A 20,285-nucleotide genomic window follows, 5' to 3' on the forward strand; every position below is an offset into this window, starting at 1 on the left:
CGGGCCGCAGGTGATCCACGACCCGCGCTGTCGCCTCGCGGGCGGAGAAGCGAACAGGGGGTACTCGGGCGTCGCACGCGAGGCCTCCGGGCCGCAGGTGATCCACGACCCGCGCTGTCGCCTCGCGGGCGGAGAAGCGAACGGGGGGCACTGATGCGTCAGCCCGTCGATGTGCTGATCCGCCGGGTCGACCCCGAGGTGCCCCTGCCCTCGTACGGTCACCCCGGGGACGCCGGCTGTGACCTGGTGACCACCGAGGAGGCCGAGCTCGCGCCGGGCGAGCGGGCTGTGCTGCCCACCGGGGTGTCGATCGCACTGCCCGATGGGTATGCGGCCTTTGTGCATCCGCGTTCGGGTCTCGCTGCGCGGTGCGGGGTCTCCATGGTGAATGCCCCGGGGACCATCGATGCCGGGTACCGTGGAGAGATCAAGGTGATTGTGGTCAATCTGGACCCGCGCGAGAGCGTGCGGTTCAAGAGGTTCGACCGCATCGCCCAGTTGGTTGTCCAGCAGGTCGAGAAGGTCCGCTTCCATGAGGTGGCGGAGCTTCCCGGCTCGGCGCGGGGCGAAGGGGGCTTCGGGTCCACCGGGGGCCACGCAGCCGTGGGGCATGGATTCGCTTCGGTCGCCTCCGACCGGGAAGGACAGTAACGTGTTCGGTCGTCGCCGCAAGCATGAGAACGACGGGAACGACGAGAACGCAGTCGACGGGATCGACGATGTGATCTCCGAGGAATCCGCCGAGGGCGAGGAGTCCGCCGGGGACACCGCGACCGAGAGCCGGGTCCGGCTGGAGCCGGAGCCGCGCCCCGACGGGCCGTGGGACGTCTCCGAGGTCCGGGACCCCGCCGAGGACCGGGTCGACCTGGGCGGGCTGTTCGTGCCCGGTGTCGACGGCATGGAGCTGCGGGTCGAGGTCGCCGGTGACGCGATCGTCGCCGCGACCGTGGTGCTGCGCGACAGCGCCGTGCAGCTGCAGGCCTTCGCCGCACCCAAGCGGGAGGGCATCTGGCGTGAGGTGCGGGACGAGATCGCCGGCGGCATCACCCAGCAGGGCGGTGTGGTGGACGAGGTCGAGGGCCCGCTCGGCTGGGAGCTGCGGGCCCAGGTGCCGGTCGCGCTCCCGGACGGTACGAACGGCGTGCAGCTGGTCCGCTTCATCGGCTGCGACGGGCCGCGCTGGTTCCTGCGCGGGGTGATCTCCGGGCAGGGCGCGGTGCAGCCGCAGACCGCCGGGCTGCTGGAGCAGGTCTTCCGGGACACGGTCGTGGTGCGCGGTGAATCCCCGATGGCGCCGCGCGACCCGATCGTGCTGAAGCTGCCCGAGGACGCCCAGATGGTGGCCGAGGGGCTGCAGGAGGAGTCCCAGGGCTCGCGGTTCGCGGGGGGCGTGGAGCGTCTCCAGCGCGGTCCGGAGATTTCCGAAGTCCGCTAGCACGTGATCGCAGGAAGCGGCTGGCCAGAGCCGCTTCGACGGCCGGATTGCATCGTTCCGCCGGGCCGGAACCCCGTGCCGGGGTTCCGGCCCGGCGGCGTTTTCGCAGGTCCGGGGCGTAACCGTAAGGAACTCGTCAAGGGAGCGCTAATGGCCGTATGAGAGGCGTCAACGAACCTCGAACGCATCAATAACGGAGGTTTCCTCTAGGGGTCCGTTCATATCCGAACCTCTAGGAGCATGCGATGGCCGACGTGGCCTTCGTCGCCACCACTATCGCGGTTTTCGCGCTGGTGGCTCTCGTCGCCAAGGGGGTGACGAAGCTGTGAGCACCGAGAACATCGTCGGTCTGGTCGTGGCCGTCGCCCTTCTGGGCTACCTGATCCTCGCCCTCGTTTTCCCGGAGAGGTTCTGAGCACAGATATGAGCCCCGTCCTCTCCGGAGTCCTCCAGCTGACCGCGGTCATCGTGGCGCTGGCGCTGGTCTACCGCCCGCTGGGCGACTACATGGCCCGCGTCTACAGCTCCGAGAAGCATCTGCGTGCCGAGAAGTGGATCTACCGCTCGATCGGCGCCGACCCCAATACCGAGATGCGCTGGCCCGCGTACCTCCGCGGAGTGCTGGCGTTCTCCGTCGCCAGCCTGCTCTTCCTCTACCTGCTGCAGCGGATCCAGGGCGTGCTGCCCCACTCGCTGTCGCTCGGCTTCCACGCGATCAGCCCGGACCAGGCGTTCAACACGGCCGCGTCCTTCGTGGCCAACACCAACTGGCAGTCGTACTCGGGCGAGCAGTCCATGGGGCACGCCGTCCAGACGCTCGGCCTCGCGGTGCAGAACTTTGTCTCCGCCGCCGTCGGCATGGCCGTCGCCATCGCGCTGGTCCGGGGCTTCGCCCGGTCCCGCACCGGCGACCTCGGCAACTTCTGGGCCGACCTGGTGCGCGGCACCGTCCGGATCCTGATCCCGCTCTCGGTGATCGGCGCGCTGGTCCTGGTCGCCTGTGGCGCGATCCAGAACTTCGCGGGCATCCACGAGATCGGTCAGCTCGCCGGCGACTCCCAGCAGGTCAACGGCGGCGCCGTGGCCTCCCAGGAGGTCATCAAGGAACTCGGCACCAACGGCGGCGGCTACTTCAACGCCAACTCCGCCCACCCGTTCGAGAACCCCAGTGCCTTCACCAACCTCTTCGAGATCTTCCTGATCCTGGTCATCCCCTTCGCGCTGACCCGGACCTTCGGCAAGATGGTCGGCAACGTCAAGCAGGGCTACGCGATCCTCGTCACCATGGGCGGGATCTGGCTCGCCTTCACCGCGTTGATGATGTGGACCGAGTACGCCCACCACGGCCCGGCGCTGCAGGCCGCCGGCGGTGCGATGGAGGGCAAGGAGCAGCGCTTCGGCGTCGGCGCCTCCGCCATCTTCGCGACCACCACGACCCTCACCTCGACCGGTGCGGTGGACTCCTTCCACTCCTCGTTCACCGGCCTCGGCGGCGGTCTGACCATGCTGAGCATGATGCTCGGCGAGATCGCGCCCGGTGGGGTCGGCTCCGGCCTCTACGGCATGCTGATCATGGCGGTCATCGCGGTGTTCCTGGCCGGTCTGATGGTCGGCCGGACGCCCGAGTACCTCGGCAAGAAGATCGGCACCCGCGAGATCAAGTTCGCCGCGTGCTACATCCTCATCACCCCGACGCTGGTGCTCGGCTTCACCGCCCTGTCGATGGCGCTGGCCGGACCGCCGGACTCGATCCTCAACGTCGCCGACAAGTCGGTGAACCACAGTGGGGCGCACGGCTTCTCCGAGGTCCTCTACGCCTTCACCTCCGGCGCCAACAACAATGGCTCCGCCTTCGCCGGTCTCAACGCCAACACCCCCTGGTACAACACCACGATCGGCCTCGCCATGCTGCTCGGCCGCTTCCTGCCGATGGTCTTCGTGCTGGCCCTGGCCGGCTCGCTGGCCGAGCAGAAACCCGTCCCCGAGACCGCGGGCACCCTGCGCACCGAGAAGCCGCTGTTCTCCGGGCTGCTCGTGGGCTCGATCCTGATCATCACCGGCTTGACCTACTTCCCGGCCCTGGCCCTTGGCCCGATGGCGGAGGGACTTTCATGAGCACGACCACCCCTGTACGTTCCGCGCCCGAAGAGGGCAAGGACACCCGCCCGGACGGGAGCGAAGAGCACGGCCGGGTCTCCGCCGGCCTGTTCGACCCGGCCCAGCTGGTGAAGTCGCTGCCCGACGCGTTCCGCAAGCTCGACCCCCGGGTGATGGTCAAGTCTCCGGTGATGTTCGTGGTCGAGATCGGTTCGGTGGTCACCACCGTGCTGGCCGTCCGGCACGCGAGCGACTGGTTCGGCTGGACGATCGCCGCCTGGCTCTGGCTGACGGTGGTCTTCGCCAACCTCGCCGAGGCGGTGGCCGAGGGCCGGGGCAAGGCCCAGGCGGACACGCTGCGCAAGGCCAAGACGGACACGGTCGCGCGCCGTCTCCACGGCGACGCCGAGGAGTCGGTGCCCGGCACCGAGCTGCGCGTGGGCGACCTGGTCGTCTGCGAGGCGGGCGACATCATTCCGGGTGACGGCGATGTCGTCGAGGGCGTCGCGAGCGTGGACGAGTCGGCCATCACCGGTGAGTCGGCGCCCGTCATCCGGGAGTCGGGCGGTGACCGGTCGGCGGTCACCGGCGGTACCAAGGTGCTGTCCGACCGGATCGTCGTCAGGATCACCTCCAGGCCGGGCGAGACCTTTATCGACCGGATGATCGCCCTGGTGGAGGGCGCGGCCCGGCAGAAGACGCCGAACGAGATCGCCCTCAACATCCTGCTCGCCTCGCTCACCATCGTGTTCCTGCTGGCGGTCCTCACCCTCCAGCCCTTCGCGATCTACGCGGGCGCCGAGCAGACCATGATCGTCCTGGCGGCCCTGCTGGTCTGCCTCATTCCGACCACCATCGGGGCACTGCTCTCCGCGATCGGCATCGCGGGCATGGACCGGCTGGTCCAGAGAAATGTGCTGGCGATGTCCGGACGCGCGGTGGAGGCCGCCGGTGACGTCTCCACGCTGCTGCTGGACAAGACCGGCACCATCACCTACGGCAACCGCCAGGCCGCCGAGTTCGTCCCGGTCAGGGGCACCACGGCCGCCGAGGTCGCGGATGCGGCCCAGCTGTCCTCGCTGGCCGACGAGACGCCCGAGGGCCGCTCGATCGTCGTCCTCGCCAAGGAGAAGTACGGCCTGCGGGAGCGCCACGAGGGCGAGCTGGCCGATGCCGAGTGGGTGCCGTTCACGGCCCAGACCCGGATGTCGGGCGTCGATGTGGACGGCCGCAAGGTCCGCAAGGGCGCGGCCGGTTCGGTCATCGCCTGGGTCGAGGAGCGCGGCGGCCGGGTCGCCGAGGACGCCCGTACGCTCACCGACGAGATCTCCCAGGCGGGCGGCACACCGCTGCTGGTCGCGCTGGAGGACGACAAGGGCGCCCGGGTGCTGGGGGTCATCCACCTCAAGGACGTCGTCAAGGAGGGCATGCGCGAGCGGTTCGACGAGCTGCGCGCGATGGGCATCAGGACCGTCATGATCACGGGTGACAACCCGCTGACCGCCAAGGCGATCGCCGAGGAGGCGGGGGTCGACGACTTCCTGGCCGAGGCCACGCCCGAGGACAAGATGGCGCTGATCAAGCGGGAGCAGGCCGGCGGCAAGCTGGTGGCGATGACCGGTGACGGCACCAATGACGCTCCGGCGCTGGCCCAGGCGGATGTGGGGGTGGCCATGAACACCGGCACCTCGGCCGCCAAGGAGGCCGGGAACATGGTGGACCTGGACTCCAACCCCACCAAGCTGATCGAGATCGTGGAGATCGGCAAGCAGCTGCTGATCACCCGGGGCGCGCTCACCACCTTCTCCATCGCCAATGACGTCGCCAAGTACTTCGCGATCATCCCGGCGATGTTCGCGGTGGCCTACCCCGGCCTGGACAAGCTCAACATCATGAGCCTGCACTCGCCGCAGTCCGCGATCCTGTCGGCCGTCATCTTCAATGCGCTGATCATCGTGGCCCTGGTGCCGCTCGCCCTCAAGGGCGTGCGCTACCGGCCGATGAGCGCGGACGCGATGCTCCGGCGCAACCTCTTGATCTACGGACTGGGTGGCCTGATCTCCCCGTTCATCGGCATCAAAATCATCGACCTGCTCATCTCCCTCATCCCTGGCATCGGGTGACCTCACCATGAACAACTCCGTACGCAGCACAGCCCGGCTGATGGGAGCGGGGCTCCGCGCCCTGCTCGTCCTCACCGTGGTCTGCGGCGTGATCTACCCGCTGGTCGTCACCGGCATCGCGCAGGTGGCCTTCCACAACAAGGCCAATGGCTCGGAGATCAAGGTCGATGGCAAGTCCGTCGGTTCCGAGCTGCTCGGCCAGAGCTTCGACCTGCCCAAGAAGAACCCCAACGACCCGGACGAGAAGGCGCAGCCGGATCCCAAGTTCTTCCAGCCGCGCCCCTCGGCGGCCGGCCCCAATGCCGAGAACACCCAGTACAAGCTGCTGCTCTCGGGTGCCTCCAACCTCGCGGCCGACAGCAAGGACCTGCTGGACAGCGTCAAGCAGCGCCGGGCGGACGTCGCCGCCTTCAACGGCATCTCCCCGTCGTCGGTCCCGGTGGACGCCCTGACGGCCTCCGCCTCCGGCGTCGACCCGCACATCTCCCCGGAGTACGCCAAGCTCCAGGCCAAGCGGGTCGCCAAGGCCAACCAGCTGCCCGCCGAGAAGGTCGAGCAGCTGGTCAAGGACCACATCGAGGGCCGCCAGCTGGGCTTCATGGGCGAGGAGCGCGTCAATGTGCTCCGGCTCAACATCGCGCTGCAGAAGCTCGTCAAGAAGGGCTGACCGGGCGCGAGCGTGCGGGAGGGCCGGGGCACTCGCCCCGGCCCTCCCGCACGTTCACCACACGGCGCCCGGCCGCCAGTCGCACACCAGCTCAGCGTCGAGGTCGAGCGCCGCCAGCAGCGGCAGGACGTGGATGCCGTCCTCCCCGGTGCGCCGGATGCCCGCCGGGGCGAGCACCGCGCACGGCCCCCGCCAGGGCAGCCAGCCGCGGCCGCGGTAGAGGGGCACGGCCCGGGCCGAGGCGCCCAGCGCCCCCAGCTCGTATCCGCCGTGCCGCAGCACCCGCTCCAGTGCCGCCATCACGGCCGCCGCATGCCCCTGCCGCCGCCGGTCGGCCCGTACCGCCACCGCCTCCACATATCCGGTGCGCAGCGACCGCCCGCCGTGCAGCAGCCGGCGCTGGATCACCGCACCATGGGCGACGAGCTCGCCGTCCGCCAGGGCCAGGGCATGGATGCCGCCCAGCGAGTGGCCCCAGTCGTCGTCCGTGAAGCGGCCCTCGAAGGCGGTGTCCAACAGGGCGCGCACGGCCGTCAGTTCGGCCGCCTCAAGGTCGGATGTGTGGGCGGTGCGGATCTCGGCCATGTGCCTCATCCTAGGAACGGTCCAGGATTCGCACAGGCGTCAGAGCTGCGTCAATACCTGGCGAACGACCGTCACCCGTCCTAAATGTCCGTACCGTCCGCCGTAAGCTCGACGGTGCGCGGCAGTGCTGCACCTCAGGACGGAGAACCGGCCCGACCACCGTCGCGAAACGTGAAAGACAATGGGGCCATGGGACGCGGCAATCTCCGGATCTATCTCGGCGCGGCACCGGGCGTCGGCAAGACCTACGCCATGCTCTCCGAGGCGCATCGCCGCGTGGAGCGCGGCACCGACGTGGTCGTGGGCTTCGTGGAGCACCACGGCCGCCCGCGCACCGAAGTCATGCTGCACGGTCTGGAGGAGGTGCCACGCTGTGAGCTCAGCTATCGCGACAAGGTGTTCACCGAGATGGACGTGGACGCGATCCTCGCCCGCCGGCCCGCCGTCGTCCTCGTCGACGAGCTGCCCCACACCAATGTCCCCGGTTCCCGGAACACCAAGCGCTGGCAGGACGTCGCGGAGCTGCTGCAGGCGGGCATCGACGTCATCTCGACCGTCAACATCCAGCACCTCGAATCGCTGGGCGATGTGGTCGAGTCGATAACGGGCGTGCGGCAGCGCGAGACCGTGCCCGACGAGGTGGTGCGGCGCGCCGACCAGATCGAGCTGGTCGACATGTCGCCGCAGGCCCTGCGCCGCCGCATGGCGCACGGCAACATCTACAAGTCCGACAAGGTCGACGCCGCCCTCTCCAACTACTTCCGGCCCGGCAACCTGACGGCCCTGCGCGAGCTGGCCCTGCTGTGGACCGCCGACCGGGTCGACGAATACCTGCGGCAGTACCGCACCGACCACAGCGTCTCGACCATCTGGCACGCACGCGAGCGCATCGTCGTCGGTCTCACCGGCGGCCCCGAGGGCCGCACCCTCATCCGGCGCGCCGCGCGGATGGCCGCCAAGGGCTCCGGCAGCGAGATCCTCGCCGTCTATATCGCCCGCAGCGACGGCCTGACCTCGGCCTCGCCCAAGGAGCTGGCCGTCCAGCGCACCCTGGTCGAGGACCTCGGCGGCACCTTCCACCACGTCATAGGCGACGATGTGCCCGCCTCGCTGCTGGAGTTCTCCCGGGGCGTCAATGCCACCCAGATCGTGCTCGGCTCCAGCCGCCGCAAGAACTGGCAGTACATCTTCGGCCCGGGCGTCGGCCAGACCGTCGCCCGCGACTCCGGCCCCGACCTGGACGTCCACATCGTCACCCATGAAGAGGCGGCCAAGGGCCGGGGACTGCCGGTCGCCCGTGGCGCCCGGCTGGGCCGGGGGCGCATCGTGGCCGGCTGGCTGGTCGGCGCCGGATGCCCGGCCGTGTTCAGCCTGGCGCTCACGCAACTCGACCCGGACCTCGGGCTCGCCAACAACATGCTGCTGTTCCTGAGTGCCACCGTCGGGGCGGCCCTGCTCGGCGGACTGCTCCCGGCCCTCTTCTCGGCGGCCTTCGGCTCCCTGCTGCTCAACTACTACTTCGTGGAGCCGGTCCACCGGCTGACCATCACCGACACCAAGAACATCGTCGCCATGTCGATCTTCGTGTTTGTCGCGGTGTCCGTGGCCTCGGTGGTCGACCTGGCCGCCCGCCGCACCCACCAGGCGGCCCGGCTGCGCGCCGAGTCCGAGATCCTCTCCTTCCTGGCCGGCAGCGTGCTCAGAGGCGAGACCAGCCTGGACGCGCTGCTGGAACGGGTCCGCGAGACCTTCGCCATGGAGTCCGTGGCCCTGCTGGAGCGCGCCAGCGAGGTCGACCCCTGGACCTGCGCCAGCAGCGTGGTGACCAACTCCGGCAAGCCCCTGCTGCGCCCCGAGGACGCCGATGTGGACATGCCGGTCGGCGACAACATGGCCCTGGCGCTGGCCGGCCGGGTACTGCCCGCCGAGGACCGCCGGGTGCTGGCCGCCTTCGCCGCCCAGGCGGCGGTCGTCCTGGACCGGCAGCGGCTGGTCGGCGAGGCCGAGCGGGCCCGGGAGCTGGACGAGGGCAACCGCATCCGCACGGCGCTGCTGGCCGCCGTCAGCCATGACCTGCGTACCCCGCTGGCCGGCATCAAGGCGGCGGTCACCTCGCTGCGCTCCGACGATGTGGCCTGGTCCGAGGAGGACGAGGCCGAGCTGCTGGCCGGCATCGAGGACGGCGCCGACCGCCTGGACCACCTGGTCGGCAACCTGCTCGACATGTCCCGCCTGCAGACCGGCACCGTCACCCCGCTCATCAGGGAGATCGACCTCGACGAGGTGGTCCCGATGGCCCTCGGCGGGGTCCCCGAGGGCAGTGTCGCGCTGGACATCCCCGAGTCGCTGCCGATGGTCGCCGTCGACCCGGGCCTGCTGGAGCGCAGCGTCGCCAACCTCGTCGAGAACGCCGTCAAGTACAGCCCGGACGGTGACCGCGTCCTGGTCGCCGCCAGTGCGCTCGGCGACCGGGTGGAACTCCGGGTGGCGGACCGCGGCCCCGGCGTCCCCGACAGCGCCAAGGACCGGATCTTCGAGCCCTTCCAGCGCTACGGCGACGCCCCGCGCGGCGCCGGGGTCGGCCTCGGCCTCGCGGTCGCCCGCGGCTTCGCCGAGGCGATGGGCGGCACGCTCACGGCCGAGGACACCCCCGGCGGTGGCATGACCATGGTCCTCACCCTGCGGGCCGCCGCGGGGTGTGCGCCTGTGCGCCCTGACCTGCCGGCCCAGGTCACCTCATGAGCCGGCCCGCAGACCTGGAGCCCCGGGCCACCGCCCGCCGCTCCCCGGGGGGACGGAAACCCCGGATCCCCAGCCGAAACCTCGGGCCCCGTGGCGGGGCTCGTATGAACAGCAGAGGTGGTTCCGCATGAACCGGGTGCTCGTGGTGGATGACGAGCCACAGATCGTCCGTGCCCTGGTGATCAACCTCAAGGCCCGCAAATACGAGGTCGACGCCGCGCCCGACGGCGCCACCGCGCTCCAGCTCGCCGCCGCCCGCCACCCCGATGTGGTCATCCTCGACCTGGGACTGCCCGACATGGACGGCGTCGAGGTGATCAAGGGCCTGCGGGGCTGGACCCGGGTGCCGATCCTGGTCCTCTCCGCCCGCCAGACCTCCGACGAGAAGGTCGAGGCACTCGACGCGGGCGCCGACGACTACGTCACCAAGCCGTTCGGCATGGACGAGCTGCTGGCCCGGCTGCGGGCCGCCGTCCGGCGGGCGGAGCCCACGGGCGCCGCGGCCGCGGGCGACGACGCGATCGTGGAGACCGAGGTCTTCACCGTCGACCTCGCCGCGAAGAAGGTCAACCGTGGCGGCCGGGACGTGCGCCTGACCCCGACGGAGTGGCACCTGCTGGAGGTGCTGGTCCGCAATACGGGCCGCCTGGTCAGCCAGAAACAGCTCCTCCAGGAGGTCTGGGGCCCCTCCTACGGCACGGAGACCAACTATCTGCGGGTGTACATGGCGCAGCTGCGCCGCAAGCTGGAACAGGACCCGTCGCACCCGAAGCACTTCATCACCGAGCCGGGGATGGGGTACCGGTTCGAGGCGTGAGCGGGCCGGGGGTGTGGCGTGAGTCCTGGGGGGCCGGGGTTGCGCATGGGCGCTATCGGGCGGTTGGGACCCCGGTAGGCTGGATTCATGAGTGCCGTACCCCGTTCCGAGAAGCCGACGAAACCGGCCGGCCGTCTGCGCCGGATGCTCGACCGGCTGTCCACCTCGCAGGAGGAGCTGCACCACGCCGAGCTGCAGCAGGACGCGGAGGCCGTGGGGTGCACCAGGATCTGCGACTGCGACGACCGCCAGGTGGTGAAGGTCACCGGCACCCTGCGGACGGTCACGCTCCGGCCGCGGGCCGGGGTGCCCGCCCTGGAGGCGGAGCTGTTCGACGGTTCGGCCGCGCTCGACGTGGTCTGGCTGGGGCGCCGTTCCATCGCGGGCATAGAGCCCGGCCGTAAGCTGATCGCCTCCGGCCGGATCTCCATGAGCCGCGGCCGGAGGGTTCTTTTCAACCCCCGATACGAACTCCGACCGCTCGGACAGGAGTAGCCGTTGACGTCCCTCGACAACCCGATGGACCAGCAAACCCCCAACCCCCGGCACGGTGGCTCCAGATCGGCCACCGAGGCCGCGCTCTTCGAGGCGTTCGGCGGGGTGCGGGGCATGGTGGAGACCACCGTCCCCGGTCTGGTGTTCGTCGCGGTCTACACGGTCAACCGGAACATCCACTTCGCGGCGATCGCCGCCCTGGGCCTGTCGCTGGTGCTCGGCGTCGCCCGGCTGCTCCGCAGGGACACCCTCAAGCACGCCTTCGGCGGCGTCTTCGGGGTCGCCTTCGGCGCGGTCTTCGCGATGATGTCCGGCGACGCCAAGAACTTCTACCTGCCGGGCATGCTCTACACGCTCGGGCTGGCGGTGGCCTATATCGTCACCTCCCTGCTGGGCGTTCCGCTGCTCGGCCTGATCCTCGGCCCGGTGTTCAAGGAGAACCTCTCCTGGCGCACCCGCAACCCCGGCCGCAAGAAGGCCTATACCAAGGCCAGTTGGGCCTGGGGGCTGATCCTGCTCGCCAAGTCGGCGGTGCTCTTCCCGCTCTACTGGTGGGGTGACGCCACCCAGCTGGGCTGGGTGAAGGTGGCCCTCGGCATCCCGCCGATGCTGCTCTCGGTCTATCTGACGTGGATCTTCCTGGCCAAGGCCCCGCCGCCGATCGATGTGTTCGCGGAGCTGGAGGCGGCGGAGGCGGCCGAGGCGGCGCGCGCGGAGCGCGAGGCAGGGGGCACGGTGGGCGGCGCCGTCGAGGGCGCGGAGCTGCCGCCCCGCTGACCGCATCCGCGGATCGCGTACGAGGCGGGCCCCGGGGATCGCCCCGGGGCCCGCCTCGCACGTCCGCACCCTCAGCCGGAGGCGTCCTCGCGGCGCACCGACAGCAGGTCCTCCAGCTGCTCCTCGCGCGCGGGAGCCGCGACGAACAACAGCTCGTCGCCCGCTTCCAGGGCGTCCTCCTTGTTCGGGGTCAGCACCCGGTTGCCCCGGATGATGGTGACCAGCGAGGTGTCCTCGGGCCAGTCCACATCCCCGACCCGGGTGCCGGCCAGCGCCGCCTCCGGCGGCAGCGTCAGCTCGACGAGGTTGGCGTCACCCTGGCTGAAGCGCATCAGGCGCACCAGGTCGCCGACGCTCACCGCCTCCTCGACCAGCGCCGACATCAGACGCGGCGTGGAGACGGCCACATCCACGCCCCAGGACTCGTTGAACAGCCACTCGTTCTTGGGGTTGTTGACCCGGGCCACCACGCGTGGCACGCCGTACTCGGTCTTGGCCAGCAGCGAGACGACCAGGTTGACCTTGTCGTCACCGGTGGCGGCGATCACCACATTGCAGCGCTGGAGCGCGGCCTCGTCCAGCGAGGTGATCTCACAGGCGTCGGCCAGCAGCCACTCGGCCAGCGGCACCCGCTCCACCGAGATGGCGGACGGGGCCTTGTCGATGAGCAGCACCTCGTGCCCGTTCTCCAGCAGTTCGCCCGCGATGGAGCGCCCAACGGCGCCCGCTCCGGCGATGGCGACCCTCATCGACTATCTCCGTTCGCTTCTCCGCCCACGCGGCGCAGAGGTGCGGCCATCGTGTTCGTCTGCGGCCCGGCGGCCGCGTGTGCGACGCTCACCGACCCTCCTCAGGCCCCTGCGCAAACGCGGCCTCGACCTTCTCGATCTCGTCGGTGCGCATCATCACATGCACCAGATCGCCCTCCTGCAGCACCGTCGAGGACGTCGGCAGCATGGCCTCGCCCAGCCGGGTGAGGAAGGCCACCCGCACCCCGGTCTCCTCCTGCAGCAGGCTGATCTTGTGGCCGATCCACATGTCCGAGACGGGGACCTCGGCGAGTTGCACGCCCCCGCTGGGGTCACGCCACAGCGGCTCCGCGCCGGACGGCAGCAGGCGCCGCAGCATCTGGTCGGCCGTCCACCGGACGGTGGCCACCGTGGGGATGCCGAGCCGCTGGTAGACCTCGGCCCGGCGCGGGTCGTAGATGCGGGCCGCGACATTCTCGACGCCGAACATCTCGCGGGCCACCCGGGCCGCGATGATGTTGGAGTTGTCGCCGCTGCTCACGGCGGCGAAGGCGCCCGCCTCCTCGATGCCCGCCTCGCGCAGGGTGTCCTGGTCGAAGCCGACGCCGGTCACCCGCCGTCCGCCGAACCCGGAGCCCAGGCGGCGGAAGGCCGTGGGGTCCTGGTCGACTACCGCGACCGTGTGGCCTTGCTGCTCAAGGGTCTGCGCGAGGGCCGAGCCCACTCGCCCGCACCCCATGATCACAATGTGCACGACGCCTGCCCCGTACTCCGGAATACCGTGTTGACCTGCACCAACACCCTGCTCACATTCTTCCTGGTTCATTCGGTGCCCGGCCCACCCTCCCATGGGAGCGCGGCTCGCCGCACCGATTCGACCGCACCGGCGACGAGTCTCGTCCCCGTCGGCGCACGGCACCACCGTATCGGCCGGGGCACGCGGTGGTCCCGGCACACCCCCGGGCCGGGTCCCGGCCCCTCCGCACCGGCCGGGCGGATCACCCGGTGTGGCCGGGCCACTGAGCGACCGGAAAGCCGGGTGCGCTGCGCACCTGGCCGTGGGGGGTCTCTCCGGGCAGCGTGGGGGGCAGCCGAGCGGCCCTTGCCATGGACCGCGAGGAACGCGATGGAAGGGGAGACACCGATGAGTGGTGTGGCCGTGGAACCGGGGCATTCGAGGACCGGGCAGCGCCGGCACCCGGCGACGACCGGTCGCGCGGCCCGGGACCTGGTGCTCGCCGAGCTGAGCACCCCGCTGTTCGCCTCCCTGTCCCGCAGTGACCAGCGTCGGCGCGGGGAGGCGTATCTGCGCGGACTGCTGGGGGCGCAGGGGCGCAAGTCCATCCGCAACATCGCCGCGATCACCGGGGGCCGGGCGGCCGAGCAGAGCCTGCACCACTTCATCTCCAGTTCCACCTGGGACTGGTCCCTGGTGCGCCGGGGGCTGGCCCAGTACCTGACCCGGCAGGCGCCGCCGCAGGCGTGGGTGATACGGCCCATGGTGATCCCCAAGGCGGGGGAGAACTCCGTCGGTGTGGAGCGCCGCTTCTCCCCGGCGGCGGGTCAGGTGATCAACGCCCAGCAGGCCGTGGGGGTTTGGGCGGCATCGGCGGAACACAGTGTTCCGGTCAACTGGCGGCTGCATCTGTCCGATGCCTGGCTGGACGACCCGCTGCGCAGGCGTCAGGCATCGATTCCCGATGCGGTGCCCCGGGAGACGCTGGGGGAGTGCGCCGTGGAGGCCTATGTCGGGATGATGCGGGACTGGGACCTGCCGGTCCGGCCCGTGGTGCTGGAAGCGCGGGAGGCGGACACGCTCACCGCGCTGCACCGGCTGCGGGCCGCCGGGGCGCCGGTGCTGGCCCGGGTCGCCGACTCGCTGCGGCTGGTGCTGACGGAGCCGTCGCTGCCGGGGCGCGGCAGCGAGACGCTGACGGCTCGCCAGATCATGGCGGCCGCCCGGGACCTGCGGCGGCCGGTGCCATGGCGGGACCACGGCCCCGGCCGGCCCGCCCGGACCGTGCTGACCGCGGCGGTGCGGGTGGGGCTGCCCGTCCGCCGGGCGTCCCCCGAGCAGGCGGTCCGCCGGCGGGACATGCTGCTGCTGGGGATGGGCGACCACGGGGCGCCCTGGCCCACGGAGCTGTGGCTGACCGATCTGCTGAAGGTGCCGCCCGCCGTGCTGGTCCGGCTGAGCCGCCTCGTCGGGCGGGTGGACCGGGACTTCGCCGAGATCGCCGACGGGGTGGGCATCCGCGACTTCGCGGGCCGCTCCTTCGGCGGCTGGCACCGGCACATCACCCTGGCCTCGGCCGCCCATGCGGTCACGGCCCTGAGCAGCCGGGACACCGCCGGGGAGCTGGGTCAGGTGTGCTGACCCCGGCCCTCGTCCCGGGCCTGCGGAGCGCCGGGTTCGTCGCGGCGGCGCAGACTTTCGCGGACGCGGAAGACCCGGAGTGCCAGCTGGACCTCCAGCGCGCGCCCCGGTTCCTGCCATGCGGGTCCCAGGAGTTCGCCGATGCGCTCAAGGCGGCGGGCGACGGTATTGGCGTGCACATGGAGCTTCTTGGCGGCATTGGTGGGGCTGCCGCCCGCTTCGAAGTAGGTCTCCAGGGTGCGGGTCAGATGGGTGAAGCGTTGTATGTCGTAGTCGATCAGCGGGCCGATGGCGGAGTCGATGAACCCGTCGACGTCGTGGTTGTCCGCCAACAGCACGCCCACGAAGCCGAGTTCGTGGACGGAGGACGCGCGGCCGGTCGCGCCGAGCGAGGTCATCGCCTCCAGGCAGCGCAGCGCCTCGCGGAAGGAGTGCCGGACGCAGGCCGGGTCGGCCACCGGGCCCGCCGAGCTCACCGTCGCCGGATGGCCGAGCCAGGGCGGCAGCTCCTCGGCGACCGCGCGGGCGGCGGCACCCGCATCGGTGCCGGGCAGCAGCAGGACCGCGCTGCCCTGGTGCATGGTTTTCAGCCCGCCCATCCGCCGGGCGTAGGAGGACGCCCAGGAGGCCAGCCGCCCGCAGCTCTCGCCCTCGGGCCGGGCGATGACCACGATGTGCTCCTCGCGGAGGTCGATGCCCAGCCGGCGGGCCTGCTGCTGCAGCTGCCGGGGCGGGCACCCGGGACCGTTCAGCAGATTGCCGAGGAATTCCTCGCGGACCTGTCCCTCCGCAAAGGCGCTTCTGCTGCTGTCCAGGAGGAGCTGGAGGGCCACCACCTGGGTGACGACGCGCAGCAGCTGCCGGTCGTCCTCCGTCCAGGGACGCCCGGGCCGGAGCAGCAGCAGCCCGAGGCGCCCGGCGCCCGCCTCGATCGGGGTGGCCCACAGGCCGTCCGCCACGGGGACGAGTTCGCCGGCCGCGGGGGTGTCCACGCCGAGGGGGGTGATGGCGGCCGGGTCGAACTCGGGGAGGTCCTCGGTCGCCGTCAGGACGGTGCCGTTGACCGCGTAGACGCGCAGCGCGGCATCCAGTTCCCGCCCGGCCTGTTTGACCAGGACGTCCAGGTCGCCGTCGGCCAGCACCAGGCCGGTCAGCCGGCGGTGGATCTCGCAGAGCCCCCGGGCGTCCTGCAGTCCGGCCTCGACCAGGCCGGCGCGGCGCTCCAGCCCGGCGATCTGCGCGGCGTTGCGTTCCACCAGCCGTACCCGCTCGATGGCCACGGCGGCGAGGTCGGCGAGCGAGTTCAGCAGGGCGACCTCCTCGGCCGTGAAGTGGCGTACCGAGCGGTCCCCGACGTAGAGCGTGCCGATCGAGCGGGTGCCATGGAGCAGCGGAACGGCCAGGATGGCACGCAGTCCCTCGATTCTGACCACGTCGTCGATGGCCGGGCCGCGGTGGATCCGCTCGTCCGCGAGGTAGTCGGGGGTCCAGAAGGGCGAGGGGTTGGGGTGCTGGGTGGTGGCCGAGCCGAGTCCCATGCCCGGTGCGATGTCCAGGCCGATGCTCTGGTTGGTGATATGGCCGTCGGAGGCCCGGATGACCGGGCGGTCCGTGGCGTCGTTCCCGTCGTTCCCGTCGTTCTCCTCGTCGTACAGCCCGATCCAGGACATGTCGGCGGCGAGCAGCAGCCGGGCCCGCCGCAGGCTGACCTTCAGCAGGGTGCCGAGGTCCTGCGGTGCGGCCAGGTCGAGACCGGCGTCGAAGAGCGCGGACAGCCGGGACTCCCGCTGCTGCTGGGCCTCGGCCTGGACCCGGACGGACAGGCCCAGCTGTACGGCACGTTCCAGTGCGGCCAGCTCTTCGGGGGTGGTCCCCGAACGCCGGCCCTCGTCCAGCAGCGCCGCGTACCGGTCCGACGGGACCCCGTTCGCCAGTAGCTCCAGCACGGCGAATGCCCCGGCCTCGGGTCCGCTCTGCGACACGGTGCCTCCCCCTGTTCCCGGTGCGCCGTCCGGCAGGTCGGATCGCGGCCACCGGTAAGCCCTGATCTCGCATGGTGGTGCCTACCAGGCACCAATCGACCCAAGCTATGCGAGGTGCAGAAGTGCCGCAAGTGACTAATGGAACCGTAGTGTCGTCCGAACACCGTCATGCTGCTCCGAGTGGTGGCAGGACCACCTCATCGCGGGTGGCGGCGGGCAGGGCGGTGACGGCGCCCCGGGCGACCAGGGTCCCGGCCTGCCGGACAACCGCCGGGACGGACCCCGACGGGAGGTCCGAAGGAGCACCAAGTTCCCGTCCGAAAGCGCCACTTGACGCACCACCCGAGCAGCGTGGGCCGCCCTGCCGACGCCGCCGGAGGGAACATCCGCACGCCTCCCGGTCGTCCTCGTAGAGATGACCGGGAGGCGTGGTTTTGTTCGGGGGTGTGGTTGGATGATCCACGTATTCCGCTTTTGGACGGGACGTCAGGACACTGTGACCTGTCCTGCCGAACCGCATGCCGCCGTTGTCCAAGAGGAATTGATGTCACATCACATACCGGAAGCGGGGATCTGGTGTCTGGCCGTCGCGTCGGCCGCGGTGCTGGTGCTGCTGGTCCGTCAGCGCAGGATCACCTCCGCCGTGCGCGCCCGGGTCGCCGCGCTGGAAGAGAACCTGCGGGCACGTGACGAGGAGGTGGCGCGCCTGGTCGGCGTCCGGTTGCCGGCCGTGGCGGACTCCGTGCACCGGTCCGTGCCGCTGCCCGGCCTGCTCGACGAGCGGCTGGCCGGCACTGATTTCGCCCACAGCCTCCAGTCGGTGATGGACCTCTTCGCCCAGGCCGTGGACAAGGCGCAGGAACGCGCCGACCAGTCCGCCAAGGCCGCCCTCAAGGCATCCATGCGTGCCCTCCAGGGCCTGGCGCACGAGCAGCAACTGGCCATCTCCCGTATGCAGGAGCGGCACGACAACCCCGATGTGCTCCGCGACCTGCTGGAAATCGACCACGCCAACTCCCAGTTCGGCCGTCGCGCCCAGGCCATCGCCGTGCTGTGCGGCTCCTGGCCGGGCCGGCAGCGCGTCGCCTCGCGGCTGGCCGACGTGGTCCGCGGCGCCACCTCCCGCATCCGCGACTACCGCCGCGTCCGGGTGCACGGCCACGACGGAGTGGCCGTCATCAGCCGGGCCGTGGAGCCCGTGGTCCTCGCCGTCGCCGAACTCCTGGACAACGCCGCCCGGCACTCACAGCCCAACACCACCGTCGAGGTCAGCCTCCAGCCGGTGCACAACGGCGCCTGCGTGGTCATCGACGACGCCGGGGTCGGCATGGACGGCCAGGAGGTGCAGCGCGCCACGGCACTGCTCACCGGCCGGCGGGGCGTGGACGTCTCCCGGCTCGGTGACCCCCCGCAGTTCGGCTTCCCCGTCATCGGCGTGCTCGCCGCGCGCTACGGCTTCAGCGTCTCGGTCGACACCCGCTCGCCGTACGGGGGCGTACGGGCCGTCCTGTTCCTGCCCGGCGCGCTGCTCACCCGTCCCGACGACGGAGGGCCGGACAGCGCACCGCCGGCCACGGCGGGCCGTACGCCCGCCGTACCTTCCGAGACCGCGCCCGGCGAGGACCCCCGCGGGACCGGGGCCGTACGGCGTGACGGCGGGCCGGAGGGCACCTCGCCCGCCGGATCCCCCGAGGCTCCGCGCGGCGGCATCGCATCCGAGCCCGCCTCGACGCCCGGGCAGGCGGCCGGAACCACGGCCGGCGGCCTGCCCAAGCGCCGCCGCAGGCAGCCCGCCGCCGGACCGCGGGCCGGAGCGGCCGCGCAGCCGCTGCCCGCCGAGGCCCCGCACCACCGCACCGCCGAGGAAACCGCCCGCCGCATGGGCGCGTTCGCGCGCGGCACCCGCGCCGGGCGCACCCCGGCCCACGGCACCCCCACCGCCGGCCCCTCGGACCTCCACCCCCCTCGCCCCGTACCACGAGAAGACGAAGGGAACCTCCGCCCGTGAACGACCACATGAACAAAGAGCTTGCCTGGATGCTCGACGAGGTCGTGAAGATCCCCGAGGCCCGCCACGCGATCCTGCTCTCCGCCGACGGCATGCTGCGCGCCCACTCCGAGGGCATCGACCGCGACGAGGCCGAGCGGCAGGCCGCCGCCCTCTCCGGGCTGCAGTCGATCAGCCGCTCCACCGCCGACTTCTGCACCCACCCGGCCCGCCAGGACACCCCCTGGCGGCAGACGCTCATCGAGTTCGCTCATGGCTATGTCTTCCTGATCGCCGCCGGCCCCGGCGCCTACCTCGCCGTCTCCGCGACCGAGAACGTCGACATGGAAGCCGTCACCTACCGCATGCAGAAGACCGTCGACCGGCTCGGCAGGCAACTGATCAGCCCACCGCGGCAGGACACCGGCCGGCCGGGTCCGGGCAGCCCGGCATGACCCCGGCGACGCCGAGGCGTGAGCACGGGCTGGTCCGGCCGTACGTCGTCACGGACGGCCGCTCCCACCCGACCCGCAACACCTTCGATCTGGTCACCCTGGTCATGGCACAGGGCGACCAGCCGCTCGGCGGCCTCAGCCCGGAAAAGCACCGGCTCATGGAGCTCTGCCTCGGTGGCGCCCTCTCGGTCGCCGAGATCGCCGGCCATCTGGCGCTGCCCGTCAGCGTCACCAAGGTGCTGCTCGGCGACCTCGTGGACAGCGGCCACCTCACCACCAGGGCCCCCATTCCCTCGGCGCGACTGCCCGAGGCCCAGATCCTGCAGGAGGTACTCGATGGACTCCGCGCTCGCCTCTGACCAGGGCGTCGGCAAGGGCGTCCAGCTCCCGCAGACCGGGTATCTCCCGCAGACCGTGCGAACGGCCGCCAAGATCCTGGTGGTCGGCCACTTCGCGGTCGGCAAGACCACCTTCGTCGGCTCCCTGTCGGAGATCCGGCCGCTGCGCACCGAGGAGACCATGACGCAGGCCGGGGCGTTCGTCGACGACCTGGCCGGCACCGACGGCAAGACCACCACCACGGTCGCCCTGGACTTCGGCCGGATCACCCTAGGCGACAGCCTGGTCCTCTATCTCTTCGGCGCCCCCGGCCAACAGCGCTTCACCCGGCTCTGGCAGGACATGACCCAGGGCGCCCTGGGCGCCATCGTGCTCGCCGACACCCGGCGCCTGGACCAGTCCTTCGACGTCATGGGCCTGCTCGAGGAACTCGGACTGCCCTACGCCGTCGCCGTCAACCACTTCGACGGCACCCCCCACCACCCCGAGGAGGAGATCCGCGAAGCGCTGGACCTGCTTCCCGGGACGCCCCTGGTCACCTGCGACGCCCGCGACCGGGTCTCCGCCACCCGGGCCGTGATCACCCTGGTGGACCACCTCCTCACCCGTACCGCCCAGGAACGTATGTGACCCAGCACCCCGACACACCGCCCCCGGG

19 protein-coding genes are annotated in these 20,285 nt (G+C 71.2%); 15 read left to right on the forward strand and 4 right to left on the reverse strand.

All coding sequences use genetic code 11. The annotated features are described in order from the left end of the window. The first annotated feature begins 153 nt into the window (after positions 1-153). The 6 genes from dut to kdpC all read left to right on the forward strand — a co-directional run bounded on the left by dut (position 154) and on the right by kdpC (position 6,322). Positions 154-651, forward strand: coding sequence for a dUTP diphosphatase (dut, locus tag ABCR83_RS10560; RefSeq protein WP_462694632.1), 498 nt, complete (start codon positions 154-156; stop codon positions 649-651). 1 nt (position 652) lies between these two features. Then, the gene (locus ABCR83_RS10565; RefSeq protein WP_462694633.1) at positions 653-1,435 is read left to right on the forward strand and encodes a DUF3710 domain-containing protein; all 783 of its coding nucleotides are present in this window, start codon (positions 653-655) and stop codon (positions 1,433-1,435) included. 325 nt (positions 1,436-1,760) lie between these two features. Beyond that, on the forward strand, positions 1,761-1,850 hold the full coding sequence (gene kdpF / locus ABCR83_RS10570; RefSeq protein ID WP_171162596.1) for a K(+)-transporting ATPase subunit F: 90 nt from the start codon (positions 1,761-1,763) through the stop codon (positions 1,848-1,850). Positions 1,851-1,858: 8 nt separating this feature from the next. Continuing rightward, entirely contained in the window at positions 1,859-3,550 is a 1,692-nt protein-coding gene (gene kdpA / locus ABCR83_RS10575; protein WP_462694634.1) for a potassium-transporting ATPase subunit KdpA, read from the forward strand. Beyond that, positions 3,547-5,655, forward strand: coding sequence for a potassium-transporting ATPase subunit KdpB (kdpB, locus tag ABCR83_RS10580; protein ID WP_462694635.1), 2,109 nt, complete (start codon positions 3,547-3,549; stop codon positions 5,653-5,655). Before kdpA ends, kdpB begins: the two co-directional genes overlap by 4 nt. A gap of 7 nt (positions 5,656-5,662) precedes the next feature. Next, complete coding sequence (gene kdpC, locus ABCR83_RS10585) at positions 5,663-6,322, forward strand: potassium-transporting ATPase subunit KdpC (protein WP_462694636.1); 660 nt, start codon at positions 5,663-5,665, stop codon at positions 6,320-6,322. Positions 6,323-6,376: 54 nt separating this feature from the next. On the opposite strand, the gene ABCR83_RS10590 is transcribed toward kdpC, so the two are convergent. Then, positions 6,377-6,916: a GNAT family N-acetyltransferase gene (locus ABCR83_RS10590; protein WP_462694637.1), complete on the reverse strand. Its 540-nt coding sequence runs from the start codon at positions 6,914-6,916 to the stop codon at positions 6,377-6,379. Between the two features lie 180 nt (positions 6,917-7,096). Here ABCR83_RS10590 and ABCR83_RS10595 point away from each other — a divergent pair, with 180 nt between their 5' ends. The 4 genes from ABCR83_RS10595 (at position 7,097) to ABCR83_RS10610 (ending at position 11,738) form a co-directional block, all read left to right on the forward strand. Then, a complete protein-coding gene (locus ABCR83_RS10595) occupies positions 7,097-9,649 on the forward strand; it encodes an ATP-binding protein (protein ID WP_462694638.1) in 2,553 nt (850 codons plus the stop codon). A gap of 127 nt (positions 9,650-9,776) precedes the next feature. Further along, positions 9,777-10,466 carry a response regulator gene (locus ABCR83_RS10600; protein WP_462694639.1) on the forward strand — a complete coding sequence of 230 codons (690 nt, stop codon included), beginning with the start codon at positions 9,777-9,779 and terminating at the stop codon, positions 10,464-10,466. A gap of 87 nt (positions 10,467-10,553) precedes the next feature. Next, on the forward strand, positions 10,554-10,961 hold the full coding sequence (locus tag ABCR83_RS10605; RefSeq protein WP_462694640.1) for an OB-fold nucleic acid binding domain-containing protein: 408 nt from the start codon (positions 10,554-10,556) through the stop codon (positions 10,959-10,961). Positions 10,962-10,964: 3 nt separating this feature from the next. Continuing rightward, a complete protein-coding gene (locus tag ABCR83_RS10610) occupies positions 10,965-11,738 on the forward strand; it encodes a DUF3159 domain-containing protein (RefSeq protein WP_462694641.1) in 774 nt (257 codons plus the stop codon). Positions 11,739-11,809: 71 nt separating this feature from the next. Here the strand turns inward: ABCR83_RS10610 and ABCR83_RS10615 are convergent, their stop codons facing one another. Together ABCR83_RS10615 and ABCR83_RS10620 are read right to left on the reverse strand one after the other, a co-directional pair. Beyond that, positions 11,810-12,487, reverse strand: a complete 678-nt coding sequence (locus tag ABCR83_RS10615; protein ID WP_462694642.1) for a potassium channel family protein — start codon at positions 12,485-12,487, stop codon at positions 11,810-11,812. An 88-nt stretch (positions 12,488-12,575) separates the two neighbouring features. Beyond that, positions 12,576-13,241: a potassium channel family protein gene (locus tag ABCR83_RS10620; protein ID WP_462694643.1), complete on the reverse strand. Its 666-nt coding sequence runs from the start codon at positions 13,239-13,241 to the stop codon at positions 12,576-12,578. 390 nt (positions 13,242-13,631) lie between these two features. Between ABCR83_RS10620 and ABCR83_RS10625 the strand changes: the two genes are divergently transcribed. Next, the gene (locus ABCR83_RS10625) at positions 13,632-14,864 is read left to right on the forward strand and encodes an IS701 family transposase (protein ID WP_462694644.1); all 1,233 of its coding nucleotides are present in this window, start codon (positions 13,632-13,634) and stop codon (positions 14,862-14,864) included. Here ABCR83_RS10625 and ABCR83_RS10630 read toward each other — a convergent pair. Further along, positions 14,852-16,846: a helix-turn-helix domain-containing protein gene (locus ABCR83_RS10630; RefSeq protein WP_462694645.1), complete on the reverse strand. Its 1,995-nt coding sequence runs from the start codon at positions 16,844-16,846 to the stop codon at positions 14,852-14,854. The two genes, ABCR83_RS10625 and ABCR83_RS10630, sit on opposite strands and share 13 nt — an antisense overlap. A 544-nt stretch (positions 16,847-17,390) precedes the next feature. Here ABCR83_RS10630 and ABCR83_RS10635 point away from each other — a divergent pair. The 4 genes from ABCR83_RS10635 to ABCR83_RS10650 are packed head-to-tail and all read left to right on the forward strand — an operon-like array spanning position 17,391 to position 20,257. Continuing rightward, a complete protein-coding gene (locus tag ABCR83_RS10635) occupies positions 17,391-18,854 on the forward strand; it encodes an ATP-binding protein (RefSeq protein WP_462694646.1) in 1,464 nt (487 codons plus the stop codon). A gap of 8 nt (positions 18,855-18,862) precedes the next feature. After that, positions 18,863-19,288: a roadblock/LC7 domain-containing protein gene (locus tag ABCR83_RS10640; protein ID WP_462694695.1), complete on the forward strand. Its 426-nt coding sequence runs from the start codon at positions 18,863-18,865 to the stop codon at positions 19,286-19,288. Beyond that, positions 19,285-19,647 carry a DUF742 domain-containing protein gene (locus tag ABCR83_RS10645; RefSeq protein ID WP_462694647.1) on the forward strand — a complete coding sequence of 121 codons (363 nt, stop codon included), beginning with the start codon at positions 19,285-19,287 and terminating at the stop codon, positions 19,645-19,647. The genes ABCR83_RS10640 and ABCR83_RS10645 overlap by 4 nt, the downstream gene beginning before the upstream one ends. Continuing rightward, entirely contained in the window at positions 19,625-20,257 is a 633-nt protein-coding gene (locus ABCR83_RS10650) for a GTP-binding protein (RefSeq protein ID WP_462694648.1), read from the forward strand. Before ABCR83_RS10645 ends, ABCR83_RS10650 begins: the two co-directional genes overlap by 23 nt. Positions 20,258-20,285: the final 28 nt, after the last annotated feature.

The organism is Streptomyces xingningensis (genome assembly GCF_054957865.1).